11 protein-coding genes and 3 pseudogenes are annotated in these 14,051 nt (G+C 45.7%); 10 read left to right on the forward strand and 4 right to left on the reverse strand.

From position 1 onward, the window contains the following. The first annotated feature begins 220 nt into the window (after positions 1-220). The 4 genes from fraE (at position 221) to ACOI7Z_RS06400 (ending at position 3,975) form a co-directional block, all read left to right on the forward strand. Positions 221-1,264, forward strand: coding sequence for a fructose-asparagine asparaginase (gene fraE, locus ACOI7Z_RS06385; protein WP_065883885.1), 1,044 nt, complete (start codon positions 221-223; stop codon positions 1,262-1,264). A gap of 674 nt (positions 1,265-1,938) precedes the next feature. Then, positions 1,939-2,853, forward strand: coding sequence for a kdo(2)-lipid IV(A) palmitoleoyltransferase (lpxP, locus tag ACOI7Z_RS06390; RefSeq protein WP_023289231.1), 915 nt, complete (start codon positions 1,939-1,941; stop codon positions 2,851-2,853). Between the two features lie 89 nt (positions 2,854-2,942). Then, positions 2,943-3,581 carry a leucine efflux protein LeuE gene (leuE, locus tag ACOI7Z_RS06395; RefSeq protein ID WP_004203730.1) on the forward strand — a complete coding sequence of 213 codons (639 nt, stop codon included), beginning with the start codon at positions 2,943-2,945 and terminating at the stop codon, positions 3,579-3,581. A gap of 130 nt (positions 3,582-3,711) precedes the next feature. Beyond that, positions 3,712-3,975, forward strand: coding sequence for a DUF2534 family protein (locus ACOI7Z_RS06400; protein ID WP_004203731.1), 264 nt, complete (start codon positions 3,712-3,714; stop codon positions 3,973-3,975). A gap of 59 nt (positions 3,976-4,034) precedes the next feature. Here ACOI7Z_RS06400 and ACOI7Z_RS06405 read toward each other — a convergent pair. The 4 genes and pseudogenes from ACOI7Z_RS06405 to ACOI7Z_RS06420 form a co-directional block, all read right to left on the reverse strand. After that, positions 4,035-4,160, reverse strand: a pseudogene (locus tag ACOI7Z_RS06405) (hypothetical protein). A gap of 118 nt (positions 4,161-4,278) precedes the next feature. Beyond that, positions 4,279-4,353, reverse strand: coding sequence for a protein YoaJ (gene yoaJ, locus ACOI7Z_RS06410; protein WP_137910537.1), 75 nt, complete (start codon positions 4,351-4,353; stop codon positions 4,279-4,281). Beyond that, positions 4,353-4,454 carry a YoaK family small membrane protein gene (locus tag ACOI7Z_RS06415; protein WP_004150782.1) on the reverse strand — a complete coding sequence of 34 codons (102 nt, stop codon included), beginning with the start codon at positions 4,452-4,454 and terminating at the stop codon, positions 4,353-4,355. The genes yoaJ and ACOI7Z_RS06415 overlap by 1 nt, the downstream gene beginning before the upstream one ends. Before the next feature lie 57 nt (positions 4,455-4,511). Further along, positions 4,512-5,525: a sensor domain-containing diguanylate cyclase gene (locus tag ACOI7Z_RS06420; RefSeq protein ID WP_017898645.1), complete on the reverse strand. Its 1,014-nt coding sequence runs from the start codon at positions 5,523-5,525 to the stop codon at positions 4,512-4,514. 282 nt (positions 5,526-5,807) lie between these two features. Here ACOI7Z_RS06420 and ACOI7Z_RS06425 point away from each other — a divergent pair. The 6 genes and pseudogenes from ACOI7Z_RS06425 to ACOI7Z_RS06450 all read left to right on the forward strand — a co-directional run. Beyond that, positions 5,808-6,672: pseudogene (locus ACOI7Z_RS06425) on the forward strand (replication endonuclease); the annotation flags it as partial. A 162-nt stretch (positions 6,673-6,834) separates the two neighbouring features. Then, positions 6,835-8,082, forward strand: a complete 1,248-nt coding sequence (locus ACOI7Z_RS06430; protein ID WP_065806290.1) for an AAA family ATPase — start codon at positions 6,835-6,837, stop codon at positions 8,080-8,082. Beyond that, positions 8,079-8,939: a DUF4435 domain-containing protein gene (locus ACOI7Z_RS06435; protein WP_065806289.1), complete on the forward strand. Its 861-nt coding sequence runs from the start codon at positions 8,079-8,081 to the stop codon at positions 8,937-8,939. Before ACOI7Z_RS06430 ends, ACOI7Z_RS06435 begins: the two co-directional genes overlap by 4 nt. 413 nt (positions 8,940-9,352) lie before the next feature. Beyond that, positions 9,353-9,565 (forward strand): hypothetical protein, encoded by a 213-nt coding sequence (locus ACOI7Z_RS06440; RefSeq protein WP_065806308.1) that lies wholly within the window; start codon positions 9,353-9,355, stop codon positions 9,563-9,565. After that, positions 9,565-10,662, forward strand: a pseudogene (locus ACOI7Z_RS06445) (phage tail protein). The gene ACOI7Z_RS06440 and the pseudogene ACOI7Z_RS06445 overlap by 1 nt, the downstream one beginning before the upstream one ends. 238 nt (positions 10,663-10,900) lie before the next feature. Beyond that, the gene (locus tag ACOI7Z_RS06450; protein WP_087849427.1) at positions 10,901-13,966 is read left to right on the forward strand and encodes an NACHT domain-containing protein; all 3,066 of its coding nucleotides are present in this window, start codon (positions 10,901-10,903) and stop codon (positions 13,964-13,966) included. The last annotated feature ends 85 nt before the right edge of the window (positions 13,967-14,051 follow it).

The following is a 14,051-nucleotide window of genomic DNA, read 5'->3' on the forward strand; positions in this document are numbered from 1 at the left end:
TTGTGTGTTGCTGAAAGGGTAAAAACTCATAATGTATGGGTTCATGGCGCCTGCCCGGTTCAGATCCAGTCATGCACCAGCTTTGGGCGATGTTGATGCGAGAACCTTATTATTGTCTGATAGTTAACCATTTACCCCCCGTAAAAGATATCAATTCTGGCAAGCCCTTTGCATTAAGCAAGCGTAAGTTTGATTAATGTCTATGAAGGGAGTGACTTGTATGAATTTTAGAGCATTACTTGCCATTGCGTTACTGACGATGAGCAGCCTGGCGTTTAGCGAGACGCGCTTACCGCATATTGTCATTTTAGCCACCGGCGGGACGATTGCCGGCTCGGCGGCCAGCAATACCCAGACGACGGGCTATAAGGCCGGGGCAATTGGCGTGCAGACGCTGATTAGCGCCGTGCCGGAAATAAGTAAAATCGCCCACGTCGAAGGTGAGCAGGTGGCGAATATCGGCAGTGAGAATATGACCAGCGATATTATTCTGCAGCTCTCGAAGCGGGTGAATGCGTTATTAGCCCGGGATGATGTCGATGGCGTGGTGATCACTCATGGCACCGACACCCTCGATGAAACCCCTTATTTCCTCAATCTGACGGTGAAAAGCAATAAACCGGTGGTCTTTACCGCCGCGATGCGTCCGGCGACGGCGATCAGCGCCGACGGGCCGATGAACCTGCTGGAAGCCGTCACCGTCGCCGCCGACCCGGATGCCCGTGGGCGCGGGGTCATGGTGGTGCTTAACGACCGCATCGGCGCGGCGCGCTTCGTCACCAAAACCAATGCCACCTCGCTGGATACTTTCCGGGCGCCGGAGGAGGGTTATCTTGGCGTCGTGGTGGGGGGAAAACCCCAGTTTGAAACGCGGGTGGATAAAATTCATACCCTGCGCTCGGTCTTCGATGTGCGTCAGCTGAAGGCTCTGCCGAAAGTGGTGATCATCTATGGTTACCAGGACGACCCGGAGTATATGTACGATGCGGCGATCGCCCATCATGCCGACGGTATTATTTACGCCGGCACGGGGGCGGGTTCTGTATCGGTACGTAGCGCCGCTGGTATTAAAAAAGCGCAGCAGGCGGGTATCGTGGTGGTGCGCGCCTCCCGCACCGGCAGCGGCGTGGTGCCCCCGGACGACAGCCAGCCAGGGCTGGTGGCCGATTCCCTCAACCCGGCGAAAGCGCGTATTCTGCTGATGACGGCGCTGACGCAGACGAAAAATCCGCAGCTGATCCAGCAATACTTCCACACCTATTGATCCTCTACGGCCAGGGCGTGGTTCGCACCCTGGCCGCGTTGTTCTCTCAATCACCCGACGCGAGTGCAAACCGGCGGCGGATCATTGTCCGTCATTCACCCCCGCCTGTTTTTATGCGCGAGGCGTAAAGAAATATTTTTTTAGCAGCCGGCGAGGGCGCCATTAAAATGCCTCCGCAGGAAAAGACGAGTATTTTTAAAGCAGGCTTAAATAAGCCTATTCTTAATTATTGTCTTAAGGCGAATTTAATCTTCCTTATGCTGATAGATTAAACATGATGCATTCCACGGCGCGCGCGCTTTAATTATCACGCCCACAAATGACGACGCGACGCGATGCACCACGCCGCTGGCCGCGCGGCTTAGCGGACGACATCTCCCCGCAGGCAGGGCGCCCCCGGTGAAGAATTCGGTTTTTTCTGCTAGTAACGCGGATGATTAGCGTGAAAATGATATACATGATGAATATATTAAAAGGGCCGCAAGATTTAAGTTTACATTTAGTAACATTTGTGCCGCAATTATGTTTTTTTGTCAGCACGCAGTTTTTTACTTGCCGGAAGGAATTTCGCCGGATTAGTATTGTCGAACTTGCTGTACGTACCGCCTAATGATGATAAATGGACTCTGTTTTCCTTAAGCGTTACCACATAATTAATGTTTACAGGAAAAATCATGGCCTGCGTATTTCATAAACAACTTTTACACCCGCGCAACTGGCTGACCTGGTTCGGGCTCGGCATTCTCTGGTTGATCGTGCAACTGCCTTATCCGCTGCTGCATTTTATCGGCACCAGCGCGGGTCGTCTTTCCCGACGCTTTCTCAAACGCCGCGAACATATCGCCCGGCGCAATATTGAGCTCTGCTTCCCGGAGATGTCGCCGGCGGCGCGCGAGACCCTCATCGATCAAAACTTTATGTCGCTGGGAATGGGACTGATTGAAACCGGCATGGCCTGGTTCTGGAGCGATGAGCGGGTTAAAAAATGGTTTGATGTCGAGGGCTTTGCCAACCTTAATCATGCGCTTAGCGGCGGGAAAGGGGTGATGGTCGTCGGCGTACACTTTATGTCGCTGGAGCTGGGCGGGCGCGCCATGGGGCTGTGTCGTCCAATGATGGCCACCTATCGTCCGCACAACAGTCCGCTGATGGAGTGGGTGCAAACCCGCGGTCGCCTGCGCTCGAACAAAGCGATGATCGATCGCAACAACCTGACCGGCCTGGTACATGCCTTAAAATCAGGCGAAGCGGTATGGTTTGCTCCGGACCAGGATTACGGCCCCAAGGGCAGCGTGTTTGCGCCGTTTTTCTCCGTCCCGCAGGCGGCTACCACCAACGGCACCTATGTGCTTTCCCGTTTATCGGGGGCGAAAATGCTGAGCATCAGCATGGTGCGCAAGCTGGATCGCCAGGGCTACAGCCTGCACATTAGCGAAGTGATGAATGACTATCCGGGTGAGGATAAGCAGATTGCCGCCGGCTATATCAACAAGGTGATTGAGCGCGAGATCCTGCGTGCCCCCGAGCAGTATCTGTGGGTGCATCGCCGTTTTAAAACCCGCCCGCTGGGTGAACCCTCCGTCTATTAACCTTCCCGCACAGGCTGCGCTTTCAAAATCCCGACAGTTGGGGTAACGTGAGCCGGATCATGTTTTAGTCGTGCGCGAAGGAGTGCAGAGTGTTCGCTGAGTTTGGTGTTCTGAATTATTTGACCTACCTGGTCGGGGCGGTGTTTATCATCCTCGTCCCTGGCCCTAATACGTTTTTTGTGCTAAAGACGGGCATTGCCCACGGCGTAAAGAAAGGCTATCTGGCGGCGGCGGGCGTCTTTATTGGTGACGCGGTGCTGATGTTTCTGGCCTTTGCCGGCGTGGCAACGCTGATTAAGACCACGCCGGTGCTGTTTAACGTCGTCCGTTACCTCGGGGCGATTTACCTGCTGTGGCTGGGGGGCAAAATGCTCTATGCGGTGCTGACCCAGCGTGACGGCCAGGCCGACGCCAGCGCAGAGCCGGCGAGCGCAATCCTTAAGCGCTCCCTGACCCTGAGTCTGACCAACCCGAAAGCGATTCTGTTTTATGTGTCGTTTTTCGTGCAGTTTATCGACGTCAACGCCAAAGCACCCGGGGTGGCGTTCTTTATTCTGGCGCTGACCCTCGAGGTGATAAGCTTCTGCTATATGAGCTTTTTGATCCTCTCCGGCTCGTTTGTCACCCGCTACGTCAAAACCCGCAAGAAGCTGGCCAAACTTGGCAACAGCCTGATTGGCCTGGTTTTCGTTGGATTCGCCGCGCGCCTGGCTACCCTGCAGTCCTGATCCCCACGGGCCGGTTACCCACAGACCGGCCCGCCGCCTCTTATTCTGCCCTGTAACAAAAACCCTTCATTTTTTATTGCATTGGTGTTACATATACAGCCGTTTATCGCTCAGCAAAAAGGAAGCCCGGATGATTCTGCAAAAACTCCTCAGCAATAAAAACTGCAAAAAATACTGTCTGTCGCTCGCGGCGGTGTTTGCTATCGCGCTGGCGGTGGTAGGACGGGCGACCTTTGGCGGCGTGGTGAGCGAGTACAATATGCCGTACTCGGAGTGGACGACGTCCATGTTCTTCCTGCAGGGGGCGATGGTGACGGTTTACAGCATCGTCTTTACCGCGCTCTTCGCTATTCCGCTCGGCTTTATTTTCCTCGGCGACGAGCGTCAGGATTAAGCGTCAATGGGCGAACCAAAGTTCGCCCTGTTTTATCGGCTCATCAACAGCGTGAAGCATTAATCATCGTCATGATAGTGATGATGGTGGTGATGGCGATGGTGGTGATAGCCATCGTCAACAATGCATCACGATAACAGCGTGCACAGCGCAATAATCAACGGTAACACGATCGGTTTTTTCATCCTTACTTCTCCCGCTATTTTTCTTTCCCCGGGGCCGAGAATGCCGCGGCGGATAACGTGAGTGTAAAGCGTTAACTTATTGATGGGATAGGACAACTCCGCAATATCGCCGCGGCGATCACCACCAGCCGAACTGGGCGCCGGCCACCGCCACGATGGCGACAACCAGCATAATAATGGTGCTTTTTTTCATTATGCTCCGCCCGGCGCCGCATAGCCGCCGACAAAAAACCAGCCGAGAAAGACGACGGCGATGATAAAGATCGCCACCGGGAAAAGAATACCCAATTTCATGATAGTGTCCCTGTACCCACGAATGATGCCCAGCATGATACTGGATATCGCGTGACTTTAGTCAATATGAATAAAATTCTCCTGCCGGCGAGACTTCTTATCCTGATACATCGCCTCATCGGCAGCGCGTAAGGCCGCTTCAACATCGATACTCTGCGGATCGCAGATGACCACCCCGAAGCTGGCGCCCTCATAGTTGATACGCTGTTCGCCGAGGAAGTAGACGCCGCACAGGGCCTGGCGCAGGGTGGTGACATACGCCTGCTGCGCCGCGGGCGGCTGGGCGCTACCGACGATCAAAAACTCATCGCCGCCAAGGCGGCCAACGATATCTTCCCGGCGCGCGACGGCGGTGAGTCGTTCGCCGACCTGCACCAGAAAGCTGTCGCCGCACGGATGGCCGAACCGATCGTTAATGGCTTTGAAACCGTCGAGATCGATAAAAATGAGCGCGACCTGTTGCTGCTGAGCGCGGGCGGAGGCAAAGCGTAGCGCCAGCTGCTTAAACAGCGCGCGGCGATTAGGGAGCTGGGTGAGCTCATCGGTCGACGAGTGCAGCTCCAGCGCGACGTTTGCCGCCTGCAGCTGTTGCACCAGGGTGTCTTTTTCCACGTAGTGGGAAATGAGCTTCGCGAACAGGCCCATGACCTGTTCACCTTCAAGATTATAAGGCTGTTGTTGCCGGCTGGTGGCGCAGAGGGTGCCGAACAGAGAGCCGTCGGCCAGGCGCACAGGAATGCTTAAAAAGGTGGCGATCCCCAGCTCCTGGGCGGCGATGCAGGAGTGCCAGCGACGGGCGACGTCATTGCTAAACGTACACTGATCCTCAAGGGCGCGTTTGCACAGAGATTCATCCCAGGGGACGGAAAATCCTTCCGGGATCTGCATTTCGCTGCTGTTGTGGGCGAACATGATCTGCTGCCGCTGGGCGTTGATATCGATGCGGGTAAGGTAGGTGGACTCCATTCGCGTCACCGCCTCCAGCATCTCCAGCAGCTGGCGCACCAGGGTTTCCAGGGACTGTTCCGTAGCGAGGGTTTGCGACACCCGGGCAAGAATAAAATCTGACATGAATAATACAGCTCCAGCACGCCAAACGTCACCCCAGCATATTGGGCTACAAACGGACATCAGCGTCGAGTAAACAGTGATATTTTTAAATTTATCACATCTGTCTGGGGAATACTTGTCGACACGGCGGGAAAAAAGCCCCGTCGAAGGGAGATCACTCAGGAAACCGTGGATTTCAACGTGATGATAATGATGCTTCCCCCATTAATTATAAAATGCGCCGCGAACTGTGGTGTCGTAGCAACCCAGCACAACGCTGTAATGAGATGATGGCCAGTATTATGGAATCACTCGACGGTCAGGGAGAGTAGCGGTTATCGGATTGATATGTTAGCCACTTTCCGCATAGCGATGCATAAAAGGAGCTGCGCTGTATGGCGTTCGTGTCGCTGAGCCGTACCATGACGGTACCGTGCACTGGCGTTTGTTGTGTTTTTTGCGCAAAAAACATCGACGTGCAATCACAGAGATGCTGCGTCGTTTCGCTATCCTAGAAGATCGCGCCGAACTAGGTAATAACACTGGCGCTCGTTTCAAATCAAAGCTGATAGACCCGCGAAAGGGGACTCCGGCCAGCTATATTGCAAAGCACGTCAGTCAAAACATCGATGGGCGTGGACTGGGTGGCACCGTCAGTAAGGAGACAAGGAAATCACTACGCTATAGTGCCGAGAACGTCACTGCGTGGGCATCGTTGCACCGTGTTTAACAATTCCGTTTTTTAGGGTTCCAGGCCGCCAGGCGTACCGCGAGTTACGATTGTTCGCATCGCAGGCTACTCGTGCAACGAAAACCAGCAAACCGGGTGCTCCGGTACTTATGGCTCCAAAACTGGATGCTGTGCTTGCCGCTGATGTTGGCTGTTTTGCAACCTACATCATGAAGCAGAGCGTTGTACTAATTACCTCATTCATACCGCCGACGAGTCGACAATGAAACCAGGAACCTATGGTGAGCACGGGATCTGTATTTATTGCATTTGGTCACCAATCACCGGCAAGGAAAACAAAATATGCAACCACGTTCACACATGGAAGATGGCGAAAAAGGCTCTCGCTAACCTAGGCGCTGAAAGCGCCGCCAAGGGCGACCCCGTCGCCCTTGGACTTGTGGCAATAACTGTCCTCAGTCTTCCAAGGGCTTATAAAAAGTGATTGTGAATGATGTTGAGATATCGGAACAGCTTGTTCGATGCTGTAAAGGGGAGAGCCGAGTTTGGCATGAGCAACTTACTGTCCCACTAAAACTCTTCCATGGTAGCTTCTGAAATACTATAATTCTTTAATGATCATCCTTTTAAGGGAAGCAAATGAATTTAATTAAATTGGAAATACATAAACTTTTTGGGCTTCTTGATTATGAACTCCCATTGGATAAAGATGAAATAACCATGCTTACCGGTCCTAACGGTTATGGTAAGACAATGATTCTTAAGATTATTAACAGTATTTTGTCAAATAAGCTTAATATATTATGTAAGTTAAAGTTCGAAAGTATTTTTTTACATTTTCAGGGAGGTGGTGTATCTATTCAGCATGGTGATAAGGATAATGCCCTGAATTTAGAACATTACGATAGTGATTCAAATGTTTTCGCTGTTGAAAATCTAGAGTTGGAAACAGAATTAGTTAAAAATAATGATTTGGTTATTTTTCAATGGAGCTCTGAAGAGACTAAACGGACCTATAAAAACGTAAAAGAAAAGCAACTAAGTTCTGAAATTTTAAGTTTTTTAACATCAGATGAAATTGTCTCTTTTATCCGTGCTGATAGACTCCAGGCGGAAGAAGGGAATGACAGTGTTATAGATTCATGTGCCTCTAAACTTAAAAATCTAATGGAAACTGCTCAGGATGAATCTGCAGCATTAAGTCAAAAATTAGACGCTACATTCCCCATTAGACTTTTTGAACGTCTGGAACAACAAAAAAGATTTTCCTCTACAAATATTCAAGCACGTTTGAGCGGTATTCAAGATAAACGGCGTAATTATATGCATTATGGATTGATTCATTCTGAAGATAATTTAATGCCAGATAAAAGCACTTCGCTAAATAGTAGCAATGAATACTTAGGGGTTCTTGATCTTTATATAGAAGATGCATTAGGTAAGCTTTCGCCTTTTCAAATTTTGCATCAGAAAATTGATCTTTTTGAATCAATTCTTAAAGAGAAAATACTTGCTTTTAAAAATGTTGTTATTGATAGAGAAAACGGTTTTTATTTTAGAAGCTTAAGTGGAGATGTGGTTGAGCGAAACTCGCTTTCATCAGGTGAACAAAACCAAATAGTTCTTCTATTCAATTTGATTTTTGATCTAGCCACTCAAAAAGTGATTCTAATCGATGAGCCCGAAATATCTTTGCACGTCGCTTGGCAGCAAACATTTTTGGATTCTTTGAAGAAAATTCAAAAAATAAATGAGTATGAAAAAGTTATAATTGCTACTCATTCACCTCAGGTAATCAGTAAAAACTGGCCATTAACATATGATCTTTTTGAGATTCTAAAAAATAAAGATAGTCTACATAATGAAGTAGAAGGACGTGCTGAATGATATCTTTACGAGATGCACTTGGGGAAGACGATTGGCTCAGTAGCATGATGTTATTATTTAGAAACGAAATGCATAAGCATAATATACTTATTATCGTAGAAGGCATTACTGATATTAAGTTTTTCAATGCCTATCGACTCGATAATCGATTTATCTATGAATCACCTGAAAATGGCAAGCGTGAAGTAATTTTCGCTGTAAACCAACTACGAGAAGCTGGGAATGATGCCGTGTATGGCATCTGTGATGCAGATTTTGATGGCTTATCTGGCATTAGCCATAATGGTGTTTTTTTTACTGATGCTCATGATTTAGAAATGATGTTAGTGAAAGGAGGTGTGGTCGATAAATTTATAATGACACACACGGATCGGAAATTGATCCAAGGTAATTTAGCCGAGGTTTTTTGTCGCGATGTTAAAATAAATATCCTTTGCGCTTGTTATCGACTTGGGCTTCTTAAATGGTTTAATTATCTTAATCACAGTAAACTTAATTTCAAGGGTATGAATTACAGGGGGTTTATTAATATAAATAAAACAGAAGTTATTGTTGATGATATGGAATATATTAGATATGTCCTTTCTAGAAGTAGAGCTGTTGCAGAGCAATTAAATGCAGGTGTGTTACTTGAGGGAATGCGTAAGCTTGAGTTGATGTCGCCTGAGCATTTTTCCATTTGTAATGGACATGACTTCACCTGTATTCTTAAGATGATGTATGAAACTGATATTTCAGTTAATAGAAACATGCGGCTGGATGAAATTGATAATTATCTGCGGCTTTGTTATGATCAACCAACATTTAAAACAACAAGGTTGCATACATCTCTAAATCAATTATTGGCCTTACACTAATTTTGTATTTTATCTATACTGGAAATATTCCAGTATAGATGCCTGATTTTTTATTTTTTCTCAAATGATTTTGTCGTGTTTAATCAATGTTATTTTTTATGTCTGCTTATGTCTGTAATAAGTCGAAATATCTGACGTTAGCTAAATTAGCACTGAACAGTAAAAAATTAACTAATGCCTTAGAATAGTACAGCGTGATTATGCAGCGACGTTAACACGATATTTAATCTTGCGAGTTACCCGGAGATTGTCACCACAACGGCAATATTCAGGAGCTGCGCATTACTGGCCGGTAAAGGCCTGGTATTTATGGACAAGGTGCCGAACGTCACCGCGCACTATTACGCGTTTTATGCCTGCGTGGGCTTGGACGATTAGGACGATTTACCCGGCAATTGGATAACGAATAAATCATGAAAACATTCAATCAATTAAAATTCCTGATCGACTTTTGCCAGACCGATGCGTTTTTCCTTGAGCACCTGAACCGGCTTCAGATCGCCGGCGTGATTTATCTTGATGAAGGCGATATCGATGCTGACCGCAAGACCGTAAGTGATGATTTTGATGATCGCCTTGCCAGTGTGTACGGCATTGAGCCAGCAACAAAAAATGAGGAGGCATAATGGCCACGGGACTGACACTAACCACGGCGGGCGCCGCCGAAATCGAGGCCGCGTATCAGGCGGGGGAGGTTGTGGATATTACCGCTGTACTGATCGGCGATGGTGGCGGCGTGACATTGCCGACCGATCCCGATGACCTGGCGGCGGTGACGGCGCTTTTTGGACAGTTTGGCCGTGAAACCTTTGACTCTGATTCAAGCTATGAGGGGTTTATCAGCGGTCAGATCGTTATCAACTGTCAGGATTATCCGGGTAAAATGCTCAGAGAAGCGGGGCTGGTTAGCGCTAAAGGTACGCTCATTGCTTACGGCGCATACCCGGCGACATACCTCCCGGCGCAATCAGATTCCATCATCAAAGAGATCATTTTGACGCTGGTGTTGACGCTGACGCACAGCTCAAATGTACAGCTCATTATCGATCCGACGCTTGCCACACTCACGCAGGAAACAGGTGATAAACGCTATCTGCGGCGAGCGCAAAATCTTTCTGATTTAAACGATACCAAAGAGGCCCGGGAGAATCTAGGGCTGGGGAACTCAGCCACGCGGGACGTGGGCACCGAGGCGGGAACGGTAGCTGCGGGGGATGACTCGCGCATCGACGGCGCACTTCAGAAAGAAAATAATCTTTCCGATCTGAGCGATACATCCTAAGCCCTGAAGGCGCTGGGACTCAACAGCGACGGAGCTGCCTATAGGGCAATTGTTGACGCCATTTTTTATGTCGGAGTTGTTGTCTCTGGCGAGCAAAGTCCAGCGGAGCGGTTCCCTTGGCAGACATGGGCTGACTTAAGTGAAACCTTTGCTGACAGGGTGGTGCGGATTGGTTCTCAGTATGGCGTGACCGGCGGCAGTAACAAAGTAAAACTTGAGGCGGATAACTTGCCTCCCCACTGGCACCGTTCAGGTGATAGATCTCCCGGTGCGACATGGGATCCAAACACCACTCACGGCACTGATAACCAGAAGAGCGGTCCATTGGCACTTACTGAGGGAACTTACATTGATTCTTCAGGCCTGCTGGGAACCTCAAACAAAGCGGTTGATGTTACTAACGAATATCTATCCGTATGTATGTGGAAACGCACAAAATAAAAAATCAAACTTCTTTTTTGCTAGGAAACATAGAACTTTTTTCTTCAGTAAAAGAATATTAGGTGGTTATAAGGCCTGGTGGTAATATTTTTTCATTATTTTTATGTGTTTTTTAGATGATCTTAAGGTGGGTATTGGAAATCAAATGCTTAGTGATCATCTCTCTTGGTTGTCAAATTTAGATAACGAAAAAAGCTATGATAATATTTTTTACATTTTGTAATGATAAGGATTCATCGTGGCCGCAAAAGACGAAGGTGCAGCAATCAGTGATAAAGTGATAAATGCTGGGGAAAGAGTATTTAATTTATTATGGAGTTCTAACGGTGAACATGATTTATGGCATTGGATTTTATTGATTTTTATAGTTTTAAGTGTGTTTGGAGTAGGGCTTTTTTTTATTTTGAAGACAATTTGCGCTTTAATTGAGCAACTTGCAAAATTTCTTGAGTCATATAAGTCTAGCGGATTTCCAATTTGGTTAAATAAAGATAATAAAATCCGCGTTAGAAAAAGAAAACAATTTTGCGCAGTGCTGGATGCCGATTTGTCATATTTGGCAAAGGCAGAGAACTGGAATGATCAATACTTTACTGATCTTGAGGCAGAAGTCGAAACTGAAGGTGGGTACTATGCTTCTGCATTAGATAAGTTACGAAGGAAAAAATCTTTTGGATTACGCAAAGAACGTTCTCTCATACGTGCTATTTCATCTAGTACAGAGCGTGCTATGCAACTCGTTGGCGAGCCTGGGTCAGGTAAAAGTGTTGCTTTACGGCATTTGGCTAAGCAATTTGCAATACAGGGAAAGAAGTCCAATGATAAAAAAGCAACGGTGCCACTTTATATCAATCTCCGAGAGATGGAGGTCAGTAATATAGATGAAATAAATGCAGATAGCGTACGTAATTTTGTATTAGAGAACATAAGACGAGGAGATGCAGATACTGCTGCATTTGTAAGAGAGAATTGGGAGGATTATTGCAATAGAGGTGTGTGGTTGTTCTTGTTTGATTCTTTTGATGAAATACCTTCAGTTCTACATTCAGCCACAGGCAGTAATATTATTCAAACATACTCACAAGCTCTTAGACAGTTTCTGGAGGGAATGGGAGAGTGTCGAGGTATTTTAGCGTCGCGAGAATTTAAAGGGCCTGAGGCATTGCCGTGGAAAAAAATACGTATTTTACCTTTAAGTGGTGAAAAACAAGATGAGTTAATTCGTAATTCATTCCTTAATGAAAGTAATCTAAACTTGGTACGGCAACACCTGGCAAGCCCTCATACAACCATAGGTACTACGCCTCTTTTCTTAACGCTTCTATGTCGTTATGTCAGGGACGAACAACGCGCTCCTAGTAATGACCATGATATTCTTTTTCAGCATATTGAAAGATTAGCGAAAAGAGAACCTGAATACTTGGAGCGAAAATATAAATTGAGCCCTGAAAATTTAATGATAGGAGCCGAGCGTTTAGCTAGACTATTTGCAGAAAATGATACTTTAAGTCTTGCTCCTACTTTGGATCAGATAATGAATCAATTGCCTGAGGAAGACATTCCTGGTGGTTCAATTGAGCGTTTAATCTCTGCGTTAGTAGATTGTAAGATTGGAAGAGCAGATGTACCTAATGCAGCGCCAGGAGATAGACGTTTCGCATTTGCCCATCGCCGGTATCAAGAAGCTTTATTTGTTCGCTATTTAACTGTCAATCCTGGGATAGTTTCCGAAAAGGAACTTTTAACCGAAGCTCGTTGGCGGGAATATACAGTTACTCTGTTGCAAACTAGTGAATTAGTAGATATCAGTAAGCTGTTAGACTATGCATGTACAATCCTCAAAGAACGTGCTTTAAAACAAAAGTTTATAACTTGTAAAAACTCATGCAGTCTCACTGGCTTAGCATATTATGAATGGTCTTCCGAAATAGCTATACAGCTAATTAGTTTGTTACAGGATGGTTTAAGTCATAGAATAAATGATGTCCCGAGCAGTCTTTCATCCGCTGTATTTGATTTTTTGAAGCCCCGCTGGGAAAAAGGCGACTCTTTAGATCGTAGAGAGGTGTTACGATTAGGAGGGTTGTTACCAGAAAATATACTTATTGAATACGTTGTTGAATCTTTTAAACATGGAACTAAATCTGAGAGAATGAACGCATTCAGACAGGCTACCTATACATCCCATCTCCCAAAGGAAGCACAATCTGTTGTTTTGAAAATGCTTTTTAATAAAGTTATTTCAGCTAAAAATCGTGCTGAACAGCTAACAGTCGAGGCTATGGCAGCAAGACTACCTCCGAATATTGGTGCCAATATTGTAGTTTCTCGGGCGAAAAAATTTAGACGTAATTTGGCGTTGGTAAAAAAATTTGTTCCCCAGTTTTTAGTGCTTGGCCATTTTATGTTGTTTAATGTTGTTGTTAATCGTTCAAACTCTATTATAAGACGGTTCACTTCTATTCCGTTAGACTTTCATAATACAGATGAAGATGGAGTTAAAGAAGAGATATATTTGATTTCATTGTTTATGAGTTTAACTGTTATGTGCGGTGTGTTTTTTTCATTAATTTCAAAAATAACGTCGAGTCTAGTTGTTCTTGGGTGTGTGACATCCTCTCTTCTCTTTTTATATTCAGCAATTATGCTTGCTCCATTTTTAGTACGCTATCAAGCTCAGGAATTTAATATATTCAAATTTTTATGCTGGGCTTCAAAGTTTTTTATAAATCAGGCTTTTATAAAAAAAGTGTTATTGACGATTATTGTTTTTATTTCTTTTGTGTTGGTGAGTTCTGCTTTAGGATATTGCATGTCGTGGTTTATAACTAAATTTATACCTGTTAATATTATTAATCTCGGGGATGTGAATTTTATTGTTAATGTTTTTTTAGGTTTTGTTCTTATAACAATATTATTTTATATTGTCGTTTGTATTAAGTTCTTGGTTAGATGGAAAAACATGGGGCTACAAATAAAACATCATATGATGAAATTGGATTGGGCTAAAAAAATGGGTTATTCTGATGTTGAAGTGTTATGTTCCGCTGAGGACTATAGACAACTAGTGTTCTGGTTGGAGCGAGATGACCAATTGTTAACAGAAACTCATACCATCCGTTCTTTTTCTAGTTTTGTATTAAGTGTTTTACGCATTAAAATAAAAAAGGATGAGCTTGGCATTGAAAAGATCCCTTCGTGCTTGAAGCATAGTAAAGAAGTTGTAGTAGATGGGAATAAAGAAGGTTTTTATTTTGAAATGTTGCGTCAAATTTTAGAAGACCGCTTAGAATTTTGTAAATAATTCGACATAGTGATCCTATCTATGTATGGGATCACTTAAGTATTTGCTACGTTTGATAGTAAATGTTGCTATTTTTTAGATGCAC

It is taken from the genome of Klebsiella sp. C283 (genome assembly GCF_048822555.1).
Lineage (GTDB): Bacteria > Pseudomonadota > Gammaproteobacteria > Enterobacterales > Enterobacteriaceae > Klebsiella > Klebsiella quasipneumoniae.